General features: G+C 73.8%; 11 protein-coding genes. 5 read left to right on the plus strand and 6 right to left on the minus strand.

Translation table 11 applies throughout. The features are described 5' to 3' along the window. Positions 1 to 73: 73 nt before the first annotated feature. Complete coding sequence (locus N801_RS08235) at positions 74 to 1,525, plus strand: DUF222 domain-containing protein (RefSeq protein ID WP_245618310.1); 1,452 nt, start codon at positions 74 to 76, stop codon at positions 1,523 to 1,525. 4 nt (positions 1,526 to 1,529) lie between these two features. Here N801_RS08235 and N801_RS08240 read toward each other — a convergent pair whose 3' ends face one another. From N801_RS08240 to N801_RS08255, 4 genes are read right to left on the minus strand one after another with little or no spacing between them, the layout of a single operon-like run. Next, the gene (locus tag N801_RS08240) at positions 1,530 to 1,958 is read right to left on the minus strand and encodes an FHA domain-containing protein (RefSeq protein WP_052112767.1); all 429 of its coding nucleotides are present in this window, start codon (positions 1,956 to 1,958) and stop codon (positions 1,530 to 1,532) included. A 7-nt stretch (positions 1,959 to 1,965) separates the two neighbouring features. Next, the gene (locus N801_RS08245) at positions 1,966 to 2,706 is read right to left on the minus strand and encodes a LemA family protein (RefSeq protein WP_035936100.1); all 741 of its coding nucleotides are present in this window, start codon (positions 2,704 to 2,706) and stop codon (positions 1,966 to 1,968) included. A gap of 57 nt (positions 2,707 to 2,763) precedes the next feature. Then, positions 2,764 to 3,318, minus strand: coding sequence for an orotate phosphoribosyltransferase (gene pyrE / locus N801_RS08250; protein ID WP_035936101.1), 555 nt, complete (start codon positions 3,316 to 3,318; stop codon positions 2,764 to 2,766). A 42-nt stretch (positions 3,319 to 3,360) separates the two neighbouring features. Further along, positions 3,361 to 4,131: an SDR family NAD(P)-dependent oxidoreductase gene (locus N801_RS08255; RefSeq protein ID WP_035936102.1), complete on the minus strand. Its 771-nt coding sequence runs from the start codon at positions 4,129 to 4,131 to the stop codon at positions 3,361 to 3,363. A gap of 44 nt (positions 4,132 to 4,175) precedes the next feature. Between N801_RS08255 and N801_RS08260 the strand changes: the two genes are divergently transcribed. The 3 genes from N801_RS08260 to N801_RS08270 all read left to right on the plus strand — a co-directional run bounded on the left by N801_RS08260 (position 4,176) and on the right by N801_RS08270 (position 8,861). Next, positions 4,176 to 4,961 (plus strand): exodeoxyribonuclease III, encoded by a 786-nt coding sequence (locus N801_RS08260; protein ID WP_035936103.1) that lies wholly within the window; start codon positions 4,176 to 4,178, stop codon positions 4,959 to 4,961. Then, on the plus strand, positions 4,958 to 5,815 hold the full coding sequence (locus tag N801_RS08265) for an alpha/beta fold hydrolase (protein WP_035936104.1): 858 nt from the start codon (positions 4,958 to 4,960) through the stop codon (positions 5,813 to 5,815). Before N801_RS08260 ends, N801_RS08265 begins: the two co-directional genes overlap by 4 nt. Positions 5,816 to 5,930: 115 nt before the next feature. Further along, positions 5,931 to 8,861 (plus strand): ATP-binding protein, encoded by a 2,931-nt coding sequence (locus N801_RS08270; RefSeq protein ID WP_035936105.1) that lies wholly within the window; start codon positions 5,931 to 5,933, stop codon positions 8,859 to 8,861. A 7-nt stretch (positions 8,862 to 8,868) separates the two neighbouring features. Here the strand turns inward: N801_RS08270 and N801_RS08275 are convergent, their stop codons facing one another. Next, on the minus strand, positions 8,869 to 12,090 hold the full coding sequence (locus tag N801_RS08275) for an MDR family MFS transporter/patatin-like phospholipase family protein (protein ID WP_169744229.1): 3,222 nt from the start codon (positions 12,088 to 12,090) through the stop codon (positions 8,869 to 8,871). A gap of 118 nt (positions 12,091 to 12,208) precedes the next feature. Between N801_RS08275 and N801_RS20990 the strand changes: the two genes are divergently transcribed. Further along, the gene (locus N801_RS20990) at positions 12,209 to 13,201 is read left to right on the plus strand and encodes a hypothetical protein (RefSeq protein ID WP_035936106.1); all 993 of its coding nucleotides are present in this window, start codon (positions 12,209 to 12,211) and stop codon (positions 13,199 to 13,201) included. Here the strand turns inward: N801_RS20990 and N801_RS08285 are convergent. Continuing rightward, on the minus strand, positions 13,176 to 16,415 hold a 3,240-nt coding region (locus N801_RS08285; RefSeq protein WP_035936109.1), incomplete at its 5' end, for an ATP-binding protein. The genes N801_RS20990 and N801_RS08285 overlap by 26 nt on opposite strands.

Genomic DNA, 16,415 nt, shown 5'->3' on the forward strand with positions numbered 1-16,415 from the left:
GCCGCACTGCTGGTCGCTGGCGACCAGCCCTCGAACGATGTCGAGTGTCAGTGGTCGTCCGTAGTGTTGGGGCATGGGAAGGACAGCTGAGGCGAGCGGGCGCGAGGGCAGCGTCCCACCTGTCGTGTCCTCGCTCGCGAGCATCACGCCGGAGGGCCTGTCCGAGGCGGAGCGGGTCGCGACGGTGTCGGCACTGGAGTCGCTCAAGGGTGCCGCTGCGGCCGCGCAGGCCAGGCTCACCGCGGCAGCCGTGGCCGACCGCGAGCAGCTCGGTGAGGACTCCCGCTCGGTGCGGGCCGACCTCGCGCTCGCCCGCCGCTGCTCCCCCGCTCTGGCCGACCAGCACGTCGGTGTGGCCAAGGCGCTGGTGGGCGAGATGCCGCACACCCTGCGGGCCCTCGAGCGCGGCGAGATCAGCGAACGGCGCGCCACCATCATGGTTCGCGAGACCGCCTGCCTCAGCGTCGAGCACCGCGCCGAGGTGGACCGACGGCTGGCGCCGGTGATCGGGTCGCTCGGCGACAAGGCGTTGGCCGCGGCGGCCCGACGCGCGGCTGCCGCACTGGACGCGGAGTCCCTCGCCGAGCGCCACCGCCGCGCCGTCGCGAGCCGCCGCGTGAGCATCCGCCCCGCTCCCGACGGCATGGCCTGGCTGTCGGTCCTCGGGCCGATGAAGGACGTCGTGGGGGCATTCGTCGCCCTGACCGCCGAGGAGTCGCGTCGCCACGTCATCGACCCGGACCTGGACGACGTCGCTCACGCCTCCGCCGTGGCTGCGGCGCGCGCCGACACCCGAGGCAAGGGCGCGTGGTTGGCCGACCGCGCGCTCGAGCTGCTCAGCGGTCGCGCTCACGGCCAGCCGCAGCCGGTTGAGGTCAACCTCGTCATGAGCGACCGGGTCCTCCTGCCTGCTGCCTTCGGTGGCACAGCGCCGATGGACGACGTCGCCGTGATCCCGGGCTGGGGGCCCGTTCCCGGTGCCGACGCCCGCGCGCACGTCGCAGACCTGCTCGACCACCACGACGGCTCAGACGACGTCACAGACGCCGCCAGCGTCCTGTGGCTGCGGCGACTGTTCACCGACCCCACGGGTCGCGACCTCGTCGCCCTGGACTCGACGCGGCGCAGGTTCCACGGCGGTCTCCGCCGGTTCCTTCAGCTGCGTGACCCCACCTGCCGGGTGCCGTGGTGCGATGCGCCCGCCGTCCAGACCGACCACGTGACCGCGATCCATGCGACCGGGGACACCACAGCGCGCAACGGCAACGGTCAGTGCCAACGTCACAACCTCGTCAAGGAGCTCGACGGCTGGCACGTCCGGGTGCAGTCGACCGGCCTCGACGGCACGGGACCACACGGCATACGTCTCACCACCCCGAGCGGGCAGACCCACGACGCCACCGCCCCACCGATCCTCGGTGAGGGCTGGACACCCCCGGAGCCGGACGACTGGCTCGACGACTTCGGGACGAGGTTCGTCGACTGGCTCGAGCACGCCCACGAAGGCCACTCCTGGGCCGCGTGACCGTTCAGCGGGCGAGTGGCTCCTCGCGGAGCACGATCCGGGTCCAGGACCCGAGGTAGAGCACGTTGCCCGAGCGGACGGGCAGGCCGGTCTCGATCGGGTCGTCGGGGATGTCGCCGACCACGGCGCCGAGGTAGGTGCCGTTGGCCGAGCCCAGGTCCTGGAGCACCCAGCCGGTGCCGTGCCGGGTCAGCTGCGCGTGACGACGGCTCACCCCCGCGTCCCCGTCGCAGTCGATGTGCGGCGCCACCGAAGCAGCGGCGCTGCGACGCCCGATGAGGATCTGGCTCCCCCGGAGGCTGACGACGGTCGGGGGGCCGGGGTCGGGCAGCCGGTCCGGGCTGCTCTGGCACTCGTACCACTGGGGGTCCACCCAGACCTCGGCCACCCAGGGAGCGGGGGCGGCGCGACTGCTGCCGGTGAGGACGGGCACGCGCGCCTCAGGCCCGGGGGGCCGGGGGCGCGTCGGTGCGGGGAGTGGGAGGCGTCGGGTCGATCGGCTGGGTCTGCCCGACCGGCGCTGCGGGGGTCTGGGCGGGCGAGGTCGCCCCGGGCGGCGCCTGCGGGGCATGCGGCTGCTGAGCGCCCGCGTAGCCGCTGGGCGGCGGGATGGTCGCGTCGCGCTGCCCGAAGTCGACCCGCGGCGCCTCGCGCTGCTCACCGACGGCCTCGAAGTACTCGGCCTGCTTGATGCCGAACATGCCGGCAATGACGTTCGTCGGCACCGTCTCGACCTTGGTGTTGAGGTCGCGCACGGTCGCGTTGTAGTAGCGCCTGGCCGACGCGATCCGGTCCTCGGTGGAGGTCAGCTCCTGCTGGAGGGCGAGGAAGTTCTGGTTGGCCTTGAGGTCGGGGTAGGCCTCGACCACCGCGAGGAGCCGGCCGAGCGACTGGCTGAGGATGTTCTCGCTCTCGGCCTGCTGTGCCGGCGACTGGTTCGGCGCCATGGCCGCACTGCGGGCCTTCATGACGTCCTCGAGGGTGCCGCGCTCGTGGGCGGCGTAGCCCTTCACCGTCTCGACGAGGTTGCCGATGAGGTCGTGGCGTCGGGTGAGCTCGACGTCGATCTGCCGCCAGGCCTCCTGCACGAGGTTGCGCAGCTTGATGAGGCCGTTGTACATGCCGACGACCACGCCGACGAGCAGCAGCGCGACGACGGCGATGATGATGGCGGTGATCATGGGAACTCCCGTGTTGGTGGCGTCTCGTTCGCGATCCTAGGGCCTGGCGGTGCCGGGTCAGGCAAGGCCGAGATCGCCCAGGCCGTAGGCGTGGCGGTACTCCAGGCCCGCGTCGGCGAACACCTCGGCCGCCCCGGTGGCCCGGTCGGCGATGGTCGCGACCCCGACGACGGTCGCACCCGCGTCCTGGGCCGCCTTCGCGGCGTCGAGCGGCGAGGCGCCCGTGGTCGAGGTGTCCTCGACGATGAGCACGCGGCGACCCTCGATCGACGGGCCCTCGATCCGCTGCTGCAGGCCGTGCGCCTTCCCCGCCTTGCGGACGACGAAGGCGTCGAGCCGCTCCCCGGCGGCCGCGGCGGCGTGGAGCATCGCGGTGGCGACCGGGTCGGCGCCCAGGGTCAGGCCGCCCACGGCGTCGAAGTCGAGGTCCGCGACGAGGTCGCGCATGACGCGACCGACCAGGGGGCTCGCCTCCCCGTCCAGCGAGATCCGCCGCAGGTCGACGTAGTAGTCGGCCTCCCTGCCGGACGAGAGGGTGACGCGGCCGTGGACGATGGCCTTGGCCCTGATGAGCTCGAGCAGGCGGGCGCGGTCGGCAGCGGTGTCGGTCATGCGCCCGAGGCTACCGACCACCGCGCCCCAGGGGGTGGACGGTCAGTCGGCCGAGGGTCGGTGCGCGCTGCGAGACTGGGCGCGCACCAGCGGCCGCGGGAGGAGCCGCAGCGCCGCGACGGCCACCTTGTAGCGCCGTCCCGGGACGGAGACGACCTTGCCCCGGTCGACGTCGGCGAGGGCGTCGCGCACCACCCGCGGGGCGTCGAGCCAGGCGAGGTCGGGCAGGCGGCTCATGTCGACGTCGGCCCGCTCGTGGAACTCGGTGCGGGTGAAGCCCGGGCACAGGGCCGTCGCGGTCACCCCCGTCCCCCGGAGCTCGGCCGCCAGACCCTCGGTGAAGACCGTGACGAAGGACTTCGTCGCGCTGTAGGTCCCCGACGTCATGAACGACGCCACCGAGGACACGTTGACGATCGCCCCCCTCCCCCGCGAGCGCATGGTGTTGCCGGCGGCGTGCGAGAGGACGAGCACCGCCCGGGCCAGGACGTCGAACAGCGCCTCCTCGTCGGCCACGTCGTTGTCGAGGAAGCGCTTCTTGAGCGAGTAGCCCGCGTTGTTGACGAGCACGTCGACGGGACGCTCGTTCGACGCCACCCGCTCGGCGACCCGAGCGGTCTGCTCCCGGTCCGAGAGGTCGGCCGGCAGCACCTCGACCTCGACGCCGTGTGCGGCGCGGAGCTCGTCGGCCAGCGCTTCCAGCCGGGCCACGTCGCGCGCGACGAGGACGAGGTCGTCACCACGAGTGGCGAGCTGGACGGCGAACTCCCGGCCGATACCGGCCGTGGCGCCGGTGACGAGTGCTGTGGTCATGCCTCGACCCTAGGCGGACGGCTACTCGTGGGTAGGGTGGTGGGGTGCGAATCGCGACGTGGAACGTCAACTCCATCCGTTCACGCATGGACCGGGTCGAAGCCTGGGTCCAGCGTTCCGGGGTGGACGTCCTCGCGATCCAGGAGACGAAGTGCCGCGAGGACCAGTTCCCCTTCGACCGCTTCGAGGCCCTCGGCTACGAGGTCGCGCACCACGGCCTCAGCCAGTGGAACGGTGTCGCGATCGCCTCCCGGGTGGGCCTCGACGACGTGAGCCGCGGCTTCCCCGGGATGCCGCACTGGGGTGAGCCGGCCGCCGAGGAGGCCCGCGCGATCGGCGCGACGTGCAACGGCGTCCGCCTCTGGTCCCTCTACGTCCCCAACGGTCGCCACCTCACCGACCCCCACATGCAGTACAAGCTCGCCTGGCTCGAGCAGCTGCGCGTCCAGACGAGCGCCTGGGCCGCCGGGGGCGAGCCGTTCGCGCTCATGGGCGACTGGAACATCGCTCCCCACGACGAGGACGTGTGGTCGATGGAGTACTACCTCGACAAGAGCCACGTCAGCCCACCCGAGCGTGCCGCGTTCCAGGGCGTGCTCGACGCCGGCGTCACCGACGTCGTGCGCCCGCACACCGAGCCCGGGACCTTCACCTACTGGGACTACCAGCGGCTCGCGTTCCAGAAGCGCCGCGGCATGCGGATCGACTTCATCCTCGCGTCGCAGGCCCTCGCCGACCGCGTCCGCGGGGCGGCGATCGACCGCGAGGAGCGCAAGGGTACGGGTGCCAGCGACCACGCCCCGGTCGTCATCGAGGTGGCGGACGCGTGACCCACCGCACCCTCCGCGTCCCGGCTCCGGGAGGCGCGGTGCTCGCCGCCACCGAGTTCGCGCCCCGCTCCACCCCCGACCCCGACGCCCCCACGGTCGTCCTCGCCCACGGCTGGACCCTCACCCGCGAGAGCTGGGAGCCCGTCGTGCGAGAGGTGCAGTCGCACCGGGACGTTCGCGTCATCACGTACGACCAGCGCGGGCACGGGCGTTCCTCCTGGGGCCAGGTCCGGTCGCACTCCATCCGCGCGCTGGCCGACGACCTCGCGGCGGTCATCGACGCCACCGCCCTCAGCGGGCCACTCGTGCTCGGTGGCCACTCGATGGGTGGGATGACGCTCCTTGCGTATGCCGGTCAGCACCGTTCCGCGTACGCCGACCGCGTGCGCGGGACCGTCCTCGTCTCGACGACCGCGTCGGTGGAGGACCGCAAGGGCATCCGCGGGGAGGCGGCCGTCATGTCCCTGGCCGCTCGCGTGCCGCTGTTCGCACCCCGTGCGCTCCTGCCCACGGCCGTCCACCGGCGCCACGCGTTCGGTGAGAACCCGGACCCGGCGGCGGTCAGGGCCACCGCGCGACAGATCGGCCGCACCCCGTTCGCGACGACCGGTCGCTACTTCGCGTCGATCAGCGCGCACGACGAGGTCGGGTCCCTCGAGAGCGTCGCCGTCGCGCCGACCCAGGTCCTCGTGGGCAGCAGGGACCGGATCACCCCGGCGCGGTGGTCACGGGCGCTGCACGCCGGCATACCGGGTTCGCGGCTCACGGTGCTCCCCGGCAAGGGGCACATGCTCACCTACGAAGCCACCGACGTCGTCGCCGACGCCCTCATCGGGATGATCGACCACCGCTGACGGGCCGCGGAGGAACACTCCCATTTCCCGTGTGCGCACGTGGCGCCGCCTCTAGTGTGGCGAGTGTCCACCACGTCGTGCCGGCCCCTGGTGCGGGAGAGGGACGGCACCTCCCATGCCGACGCGAGACACGCGCGCCCGTCAGACCCCCTGGGTCGTCGGCCGCGCCCAGGAGCTCCGGACCCTCTCGACGGCGCTCACCCGTGGCCCCTCCCATCCCGGGCGGTTCGTCGTCGTCAGCGGCGACGCCGGCATCGGGAAGTCGTCGCTCGTGGCGGTCGCCCTCTCGCGTGCACCGCACGAGGGGGTCCTTCGCGCCGCCTGCGAACCGATGGACCGCCGACGGCCGTTCGGGGTGCTGCTCGAGGCGCTCGCGTCCGGACCACCGGACGTCGCCAAGGCCGCGGTCGGGCTGAGGGACGAGCAGGGATCGGGTCGCCGTCGCGGCCGTGGTCACGAGGCCCCACCGACAGGCGTGTCCGAGTTCGTCGTCGGCGAGCGGATCATCGACCTGCTCGACCGCCTTTCGACGACACCGTCCGTCATGGTCCTCGAAGACCTCCAGTGGGCCGACTCCGCGTCGGTCGCCCTGCTGTCCCGGCTGAGCCGCACCCTCGCCCAGCTGCCCCTGGTCTGCGTCGTGACGCTGCGCTCGGGCAGCCCCCGGGACGGTCTCGGCCGGCTGATGGAGGCGATGACGGCGCACGGTCTCCTCACTCACGTCGAGCTGGCACCGCTTCCCGACGACGCGTGCCTGGCGGTGATCGAGCACCTCGCCGGGGGCCGCAGCAACGCCGAGCTCACCCACCACGCCCGCGCGGCGGGCGGCAACCCGTTCTACCTCACCGAGATGATCCTCGCCCACGTGCGCGAGGGGTCGCTCACCATCGACGAGTCGGGCGAGGCGACGTTCGTCCGGCCGCTGGCCCCGCCGTCCTCGCTGGCCGCCATCCTGCTGCGCCACGTCGAGTTCCTCACGCCCGAGACCCGCGAGCTCCTCAGCCTCGCCGCCCTGATGGGGACCCGCTTCCGGGTCCGTCACCTCTGCGTCCTCGCCGACCGCCAGGTCACCGACCTGCTGCCCGCCCTCAACGAGGCCGTCCGTGCCGGGTTCCTCGAGTCGACCGACGAGGAGAACCTCGGCTTCCGGCACGCGATCATCCACGAGGTCTTCCTCCAGGTCCTCCCCGAGGCCGTCCGGGCCGAGCTGCACCTGTCGGCGGCGAGCCGCCTCGAGGCGTCCGGAGCCGCACCGACCGCCGTGGCGGAGCACCTCCTGCGCACCCCCGTCAGCGGCGAGACCGCCGCGTGGGAGCTGCGGCTGGCCCAGCAGACCGCCGACAGCTCACCCGCCACGGCCGTCGCGCTCTGGCGTCGGGTCCTCGCGGCCACCCCCGGGGATCCCGGCCTGCGCGCCCATGCCGCTGCCGGGCTCGCGGTCTCGGAGCTGCTCTCCGGGCGGATGACGGAGGCCGAGCGCCTGGCGGAGGACGTGCTCGCGAGCGCTCCGCCGCTCGACCTCATCGGGCCGCTCCACGAGACGGCGGCCAAGGCGCTCATCTACCGAGGCGACGTCCTCGGGTCCCTGCGACGTGCCGAGTCGGCGATGGCCGACCCACGGGTGTCGCCGGGGGACCGGGCCCGGCTCCTCGTCATCTGTGCCGCCGCGCGCTACTTCGCGGGCGACATCGACGGCGCTGAGCGGGTGTCGCGCTCCGCCCTCGAGGCGGCGGTCGCCACCGACAGCACCGCGGCCCGGATCGGCGCCCAGACGTTCCTCGGCAAGATCGCGGGCAGCCGCGGCGAGGTCGCCGCGGGGACCGACCTGCTGCTCGCCACCACGGAGCTGTACGGGCCGGACGTCTGGAGCGAGGCCATCACCCAGCACGAGGCGGGCGTCATGCTCGCCGACGCCGACCGGTTCGACGAGGCCCTCGCCGTCATCGAGCACGGCCGCCACCTCTGCGAGCTCCACGGGACGGTGACGGGGGTGATCAGCGCCTACACGATGAGCGCCCTGGTTCGCGCCCAGTCCGCCCACCTCTCGGACGTCAGCGCGGACCTCGACGCCCACGCGTCCTTCGGAGGCGCCACCGACGTGCGCGTCGAACCGGCCGTCGTCGCCCTGGGCGCCCTCGTCGCGCACCACCAGCGAGGGCCGGAGGCTGCCCGCCCGTGGATGATGCGGGTGCAGCAGATCGGCAACGGCCCGCTGCCGATCACGCGCGGGTGGGCGTGGTTCTTCATCGCACAGAGCGCCTACCGGCTCGAGCTGGGCGACCGGGTCGGGGCGCTCACCGCCCTGCGCGACGGGTGGGCGCGCTGCGTGGACCACGGGTTCCTCATCGAGTGCCCCCGTCTGGCCATCCCGCTGGTCGAGCTCGCGGTCGGCGAGGGCGACCCGGAGGGTCTGGACGAGGTCGTGTCGACGCTGGACGGCCTCGCCGGACTCAACCCCGGCATCACCCACCTGCGCGCGCAGGCACTGCTGGCCCGGGGCCTGTCGACCGGGAGCTGCGACGACCTGGTCGAGGCGACCGGTCTCCTGGCCGGGACGCCGCGCCGGCTCGACCACGCGATCGCCGCCGGCCACGCGGCCATCGGGCTCGCCCGGGCCCACCGCCGCAAGGAGGCCGAGCCGCTCGCGCAGTCGTGCGTCGCGGCCTACCTCGAGATCGGCGCCGACGCGACGGCCCAGCGGATGCAGGCGCAGCTCCGGCGCGAGCGGCTCCTCGGTCGCTCAGCAGCCACCCCGGTCCGACCCGTCACCGGGTGGGGCGCGCTCACCGCGACCGAGGCGACGGTCGCGGCGTGGGTCTCCCAGGGGAAGTCCAACCCGGAGATCGCCGAGCGCCTGGTGCTGTCCCGGCGCACGGTCGAGTCGCACGTGTCGCACATCCTCGCCAAGCTCGGGATGCGCTCACGCACCGAGGTCATCCTCGCGGCCAGTGCCCGACAGGTTCCCGCGGACCCGGCGCACTCCTCGAGCGCGGCCGCAGCGCACCCGGTCGGCCGGGGCGCCGGTGAGGGTCAGCTCGCCACCTGACGTCGGCTCACTGCTCGGGCCCCGCGGGCTGGAAGGTGCCTCCCGTCTCGTCGAGCAGCCGGCGTGCGGCCGCGCGGCCGGAGGCGATCATCCGGTCGATCTGGTGGAACTCGAGCAGCCCGACCCCCATCGAGCTGGGGCTGATGACGTAGGCACCGGTCCCCACGGCGGAGGAGTGGTCGCCTCCGCTGATCATCATCGTCCGGAAGAGCGTCTCCCCCAGCGATGGGACCCGGATCGTCCGGCGCACCGTCGCCTGGCCCGCCGAGCCCACGGCGCCGGGACCGCCGGCTCCTCCGGTCCCGATGTTGACGGCGATGACCGGCCCCTCGTCACGCTCGGTGAGGGTGTGCACCGGCAGGTTGTCGAGGATTCCGCCGTCGACGAGCAACCGGTCCTCGGTGCGCACCGGTGGCAGCAGCACCGGCAGGGCCGCGGAGGCGCGGATCGCGTCGGCCACCGACCCCGTTCGGTGGACCACGACCGAGCGCTTGAGCATGTCGGTGCTCACGCAGCAGAAGCCACGGGGCAGCGACTCGATGAGCGTCTCGCCGAACTGGTCCTCCGCGGCCCGGCGGATGCGCTGCCCACGGGCGAGGGCGTTGCGCGGCAGGGTGTAGTCGGCGAACGGCTTGGCCCGCACGAAGCTCCGGTACATCACCTCCTCGACCTCACCGGCCGTCATGCCGCTGGCGTAGAGCGAGCCGATGACGGCCCCCACGCTGGCGCCGGCCACCCGGTCGATGACGATGCCCGCGTCCTCGAGCTCGGCGAGGACGCCGAGGTGCGTCAGCGCCCGAGCGCCCCCTCCGGACAGGACGATCCCGACCGACCGGCCGACGACCCGGTCGCAGAGACCGCGCAGCCCGCTCGCCAGCCGGCCGTCCGGGGTCTGCGTCACCCGCCACGGGTCCACGGCCCGGGTCCAGGTCGCCAGCTGCTCCGTCGTCGCCGGGGCACCGACGAGGACGAGCTCGGGTCGCAACGCTCCGGGCGTCGGGGTGACGATCGGCTCGCCGACCCGGGCGACGAGGACGACGAGGTCTGCCGAGCGCGCGCTGTACTCGGCCCAGGCGTTGCTCTCCGGAGCCACGAGGACGACGCGGTCGTGGTGCCGCTCGGCCATGTCGAGCTGCTCGGGGCTGAGGTCGGTGCAGACGTCGACCGAGTAGACCGTGCCCAGGGCGGCGCGAAGGTGCTCGGCGACCTCTCGGGTCGGGGCGGTGGTCGAGGCCGCCACCACGGCGAGGACCCGTGGCCGGGTGGGGAGGGTGCTGGGCGGCCGCGGGTCGGCGAGCTGCGCCGCGAGGGTGCCGATGCACGCGGACAGGGCCTCGGCGCTGGTCCCCACGGCCTCGTCCCAGACGGCCTTCGACACCTCGAGGACGCGGCAGTCCCGTCGCGCCCGCACCGAGGCCGAGCGGAGCCCCCCGGTGATGAGGGCCAGCTCGCCGATGAGAGAACCCGGACCCAGGTCGCGCACGACGGTGTCGCCGATGACGACGTCGGCCCGCCCGGCGGTGAGCACGAGCATGCTCGTGGCGTGCTCCCCCTCACGGACCAGCCACTGCCCCGCCGGGACACGGCGCGGCACCGCGGACGCGCGGAGCGCCTCCTGCGTCTGCAGGGGCAGCGACGCGAACAGGCCCGGCCGCTGCGGTGCGATGCTCCGGCTCACCGACCCGCTGTCACCGACCGGCACGTGCACCCGACCGGTCGCGGCCTCTGCCTCCTGCGCGTCGTCCTCCTCCTCCGAGATCCGCCCGAGGAAGGCGACGAGCACGGCGCACGCGGCGAACGCGACGACGCTGATCCACCAGCCGTCACGCAGCACGGTGACGGCGTTCTCCGGCGTCGGGGTGCCGAGCACGGCGACGAGCACGGCGATGCCCAGGACCCCTCCGGTCTGGCGCGCGCTCGAGACCACGGCCGAGGCCGTCCCGAAGCGTCCGCCGGGCAGCGACGCCATGGCCGCGCTCCCGAGCAGTGGCAGGCACATGCCCACCCCGATCCCGCTCAGCACCTGCCCGGGAAGCCACTGCGAGAGGAACGCCGGGGTCGTCCCGACCCGGGTGATGTACCAGACGTAGGCGAGCGACCACACGACGGCGCCGACCATGACGATGAGCCGGTAGCCCCGCCGGGCGGCGATCGGGCCCATGACGGCCGCGACCACTGCGGCCACGAAGGCGGCGGGCATGAGGGCCAGACCCGCCTCGATCACCGAGTAGCGCCACACGTACTGCAGCCACAGGATGTTGGTGAGCATGTAGGCGAAGAAGCCCAGCCCGGCGACGATGGTCACGACGTTGGCCACGACGAACGGGCGGCTGCGCAGCATCGCCCCGTCGAGCAGCGGTGACCGGTGTCGGCGCGAGCTGACGGCGAAGCCCACCACCAGGGCGACGGTCCCCAGGGCGACCAGCCACGACGTCGCGCTCGCCCACCCCCAGTCCCCGGCCTTGATGATGAGCGTCGTCCCGAGGCCCATCGCTCCGGCCAGCAGCCCGGCACCCACGAGGTCGGGAAGCTGTCGTATGCCGGGTGAGCGGCTCTCGACGAGCACCCTTCGTCCCAGCGCGATCGCCGCGACCCCCAACGGGATGTTGACGAGGAAGGCCCACCGCCAGCCCCCCAGCTCGACGAGCACCCCACCGACCGGGGGCCCCAGCCCGGCCGCGACCGCGGCGGCCGCTCCCCAGAGGCCGACGGCGTGGTGCCGCTCGGACGCAGGGAACGCCTCGATCACGAGCCCCAACGAGGCCGGGATGAGCATCGCGGCGCCGAGACCCTGGACCAGCCGGCCCAGGACGAGGAGCTCGACCGACCACGCCGCGGCGCACCACACCGACGCCACCGTGAACAGGGCGACCCCCGCGATGTAGAGGCGACGCCGACCGAGCAGGTCGCACAGCCGCCCGCACACGATCATGGCGGCGGCGAGCACGATGTTGTAGCCGTTGAGCACCCACGAGATCGTGGCGATCGAGGCCTCCGGGAACGAGGCCTGGATGCTCGGGAACGCGACGTTGACGATGGTGGCGTCGAGGAAGGCGAGGAGCGCGCCGAAGGAGGCGACCGCGAGCACGGTCCGGCCGGCCACGCGCCCCGGGCGGCCCCGCGCACCCCGAGGTGTCGTCGGGGCGCTGCGGGTCACCGTGGCCTCCGCACCCACCGACCGCTCGAAGGGCCCGCCCCGGGCCCGGACCTGTCCGTCGAGTGTGCTCACGTGGTCACGATGACCCCCGAGACCCTCCCGAACATCAGTGACCTCACGGATCTTTTTGCGCGCGAACCCGCCCACTCTGGAGGGAAGCACCTGCCCACCCGCACCCGTGAGGAAGCACATGTCTGCACGCGACCACGACGACTCGACCCGACCCCGCACCGGGCGCCGGCTGCGCATCCTGCTCCTCGCCCTGGCGATGCTCGCCCCCGCCGCTCTCGGGTGGGTCGGGCCCGCCACGGCGGCGTCGACCGCGCTGCCGACGCCGACGAGCCTGCGGGTGTCCACGTTCACCGACCCGGCCGTGCTCGCGGAGAGGCTGGGGGACGTCCCGGCCGCGTCCGTCCCCGCCGTGCTCGCCGCTGCGGGGGACGCGTTCCTCGTCCGGGTGAGCCTCTTCGACGGACTCAGCCCGGCGGCATACCGCAGCGACCAGGCGGTGGTCCTGAGCGCGACCGGTCCGGGGACGCTCAGCTCGACGGTCGCGACCATGCAGGCCGGCGTCAGCTCGCAGACCTTCACGGTGTCGTACTCCGCTCCGTCGCCCGACGTGCGCGCGACGGCCACCGTCGGCAAGGGCAGCAAGAGCCTCTCCGCGACGGGTGACCCGTTCCGGGTCGAGACCCACCTCCGGTTCCTCGCCGGCGAGGACACCAGCCTGAGGAGCGGCACCGCGGGATCCGACGGCGCCGGGTGCGCGGTCGTCGACCGGGCACACCCCGTCTGCGGCAGGATCCTGCTGCCCCAGGGCGCCACGGGTGGCGTGGCCCTGTCGCTCGGCGACTGCCCCGCGACGGCTCCGTGCCGACGCGGCGGGCTCGTGACCCAGCTCATCGCCGACCTCGACCCGAGCGTCTACGACCGCACCCGCCCCGCGACGATGGTCCTCGTCTGCGACAAGTCCCTGTGCGGCTCCGGAGGCCTGCGCAGCGTGGTTCCGCTGTGGTCGCAGGACGCCACGGGCGACCTCACCCCGGTCCCCTCCTGCGCCGCGAAGAACGTCATCGACGCCGGCCTCGAGTACTGCGCCGACTACGTCAGCAGCAGCCGCGACGGCGCGGGCGACTCCCTCATCCACGTCCTCTTCTTCAAGGACGTGCGAGGGTCGATCTGAGGCCTCGTCCACCCAGCCCGAGTGAGCCCAGCAGCGCCGGAGTGTCCGCACCCAGCGCGGCCAGCACGTCGCGAGGGTCCGTCGCGTCCGTCTCGTCCGGTCCGGACGCGGTCGGGAGGAGGCCGAGAGCCACGCGCAGGAGCGCGAGCTCGACGCCCCCCGGGCTAGTCCCCGGACGCGAGATGCCGCTCAGGACAGCCTCCCTCGCCTCGGCCATTCGCCCCAGCCGCCACAGCGCACAGGCCCTTGTCCGCTGCACCCGGGCGTGGACCGCATCGGTCACCTCCATGCCGTCGAGCAGCTCGAGGGCGTCCTCCGCCCGACCCCACGCGAGCATCGCCTCGGCCCGGCCCGCGTCGAGCCGGGCCACCTCGAGGGGCAGCCTCAGCGCGACGAGGAGGGCACGCGCCTGCGTGAACAGGTCCTCGGCCCGGTCGGCGCGGCCGAGGCCGGCGTGCGCCCGGGCCCCCTCCCGCAGGCTGAGCGCGACGAGCTCCTCGTCGTCGACTCCCCGGGCGAGGCGCAGCGCGACGCGCAGCGGCTCGAGCGCGTCGGCGAACCGGCCCTGTGCGACGAGCACATCGGCCTGGTTGTAGGCCTCGTTCCCCTCGTTCGCCACGTCGCCCACCCGCCGGAAGATGTCGGCCGCCCGGGCGAACATCGCCAGTGCCGTGTCCCACCGACCGGCGTTGTAGTCGTCGATCGCCAGGTTCCCCAGGCACAGGGCCTGCCCGCGAAGGTCGTCGAGCTCCTCGTAGGCAGCCAGGGCCAGGCGCCCGTACGGGCGCTCCTCGCGCACCGTCGAGGCGCCGTGGCTGAGGTGCAGCGCGTTGTAGGTGTAGGCGAGGGCGGCCCGGTCGCCCGACGCCTCGGCCCACGCGGCACCGCGGGCGCACCAGAGGACGGCGTCCCGACCGCGTCCCTGCAGGTGGCGCACGAAGCCGTACTGGGCCGCCATCCGCGCGCGTGTGCGGTCGGCCTCGGGGCCCGGCACGCCGTCGATGAGGCCGAGGCCGCGGGTGATGAGCCGCAGCGCCTGCGGGAAGCGTCCCAGCCGGACGACGATGCGCGCCTCCTCGTGGAGCAGCCCGGCCTGCCGGACGGCGTCGCCCTCGGCGAGTCCCCGGGCCTTGCGGAAGGCGGCGATCGCCCCGACCGACAGGCCGGCCATCTGCCTCGCCTCACCCAACGAGGCGTATGCCGCCGAGACGCTCGCGGGGGACAGCTCGGGGAGGTGGGTCGCGGCCTCGACCGCCCGCTCGTAGCAGTCGGCGGCCTCGCCGTAGGCGTAGGTCTCGCTGGCCCGCCCACCCGCCACGAGCGCGTAGGTCCAGGCCTGGTCGTAGGCCGCCGCGGCGTGGAAGTGCATGCTCAGCAGGTCGGCGACCGCGTCCGTCTCGAGCGTCGACTCCAGCAGCGCCCGACCGGCGCGCTCGTGCGCGTCCCGCCGCAACCGGTAGGGCAGGCCCTCGTAGGCGACGTCGCGCATCAACGTGTGCCGGAACTCCATGAGCGTCCCGACGACCGGCCGGACGTAGTCGGACAGCTCCGCCTCGACCTCGACCGGGTCCGTGCCACCCGGCACCATCTCGGCGAGGATCGTCGTGTCGAAGCGCGTGCCCAGCACGGCGGCATGCCGGAGCAGGGTCCGCGACCGGGAGCCCAGGCCGTCCATGTCGCCGAGCAGCACGCTCTCCACGGAGTCCGGCAGGTGGGCGGCGTCGTCGGCCCGGCGCGCGAGCGCCATGAGGAAGAAGGGGTTCCCGGAGGCGCGACGGACCATCGCGGAGAGCGAGTGGATGCTCACGCGCGACTGCTGCGTCAGCGACTCGAGGAGCTCCCCGGCATCCTCGGCGGGCAGCGAGCCGAGGTCGATGCGGACGAGGCCGGTGAGGTCGCCGGCGGGGCGGTACCCGGTGGGGGCGTCGCGGCGGGTGACGACGAGTGCCCACGCCCGTTCGGCGGCGGTCGCGGCGGCCCGGGAGACGATCGCCCCCGACGCCTCGTCCATGAGGTGGGCGTCCTCGAGGCGGATGACCGTGGGTGACGGCAGCAGTGCCGACAGCAGCTCGAGGGCGAGCTCCTCGAGCCGGCCGCGGCGGAACTTCACGTCGAGGTCCCGGACCTGCGGCGTCTCCTCGAGGTCGATCGAGAACGGGCGCGCGAGGAGCGGCAGCCAGTCGACGAGTGCCGGAGCGTCCCGCGCGACGGCCGCGGTGAGACGTGCCGCGAGCGCGTCCGGGTCCGCCCACGGCTCGAGCCCCACGGACTGGCAGGTGAGGCTGCGCACGGTCGCATAGGGCGTCCCGGTGTCGTAGCTCCCGGTCGTCGCCGACAGCACCGTGACGCCCTCGGGGCCGAGCTCGCCCGCGAGCCTGGACTTCCCGATCCCGGCCTCCCCGACGATGTCGAGGACGGTTCCCGATCCGGCGAGCGCCGAGCCGACGGCGGCCCGCGCCGTGACGAGCTCCTCCGCGCGTCCGATGAATGCGGCATCCTCCGTGGGGGAGGTGGTCCGCTCACGCACCGTGAGCACCCGCGCCGCCTCGACGAGGTGACGCTTCCCCTTGACCCGGAACGGTTCCAGCGCCTCTGCCTCGACTCTCGCGTCGATCCGGTCGAGGGACTGCGCGGTGGCGACGAGCTCCCCGGGGGCCGCACGGCCGAGCAGCCTGGCCGCGAGGTTCACGGTGTCACCCTTGATGGAGTAGGTCCGCCGGAAGCTCGGTCCGAAGTCGCCGGCGAAGACGTGCCCCGACGCCAGCCCGGCACGGACCGGCAGCACCCCCGCGCTCGTGACGATCGCGAGCGCGGCGCCCAGGAGCCGGTGGATGTCCCGGCCGGCGCTGCGAGGAGCGCCGGCGGTGAGCATGAACTTGCCGCCGTCGCGCGCCAGGTCGGTCTCGAAGAAGGTCACCTCGGCGCTCGAGCAGGCCCGCTGCACCGTGCGGACGAGGACGTCGAGGGCCTCGGTCACCGCGCGCGGCCCCGACGTCGCGTGGAGCACGTCGGTCCCCGAGAACTGCACGAACGCGACGGCGATGGGTCGGTGGCCCGACTCCACCACCCCCTGGGCGAGGTGCGCCCGGATCGACGGCGACAGCGCGATGCCGAGGTCCGTACCGGCGGCCGCCGCGGTCACCGGCGCCGCCGCGGTCGCCGCGGTCGCCGCGGATGCGGTGGACGCGGTGGACGCGGGCGGGCTCGCCCGCAG

The organism is Knoellia aerolata DSM 18566 (assembly GCF_000768695.1).
Taxonomy (GTDB): domain Bacteria; phylum Actinomycetota; class Actinomycetes; order Actinomycetales; family Dermatophilaceae; genus Knoellia; species Knoellia aerolata.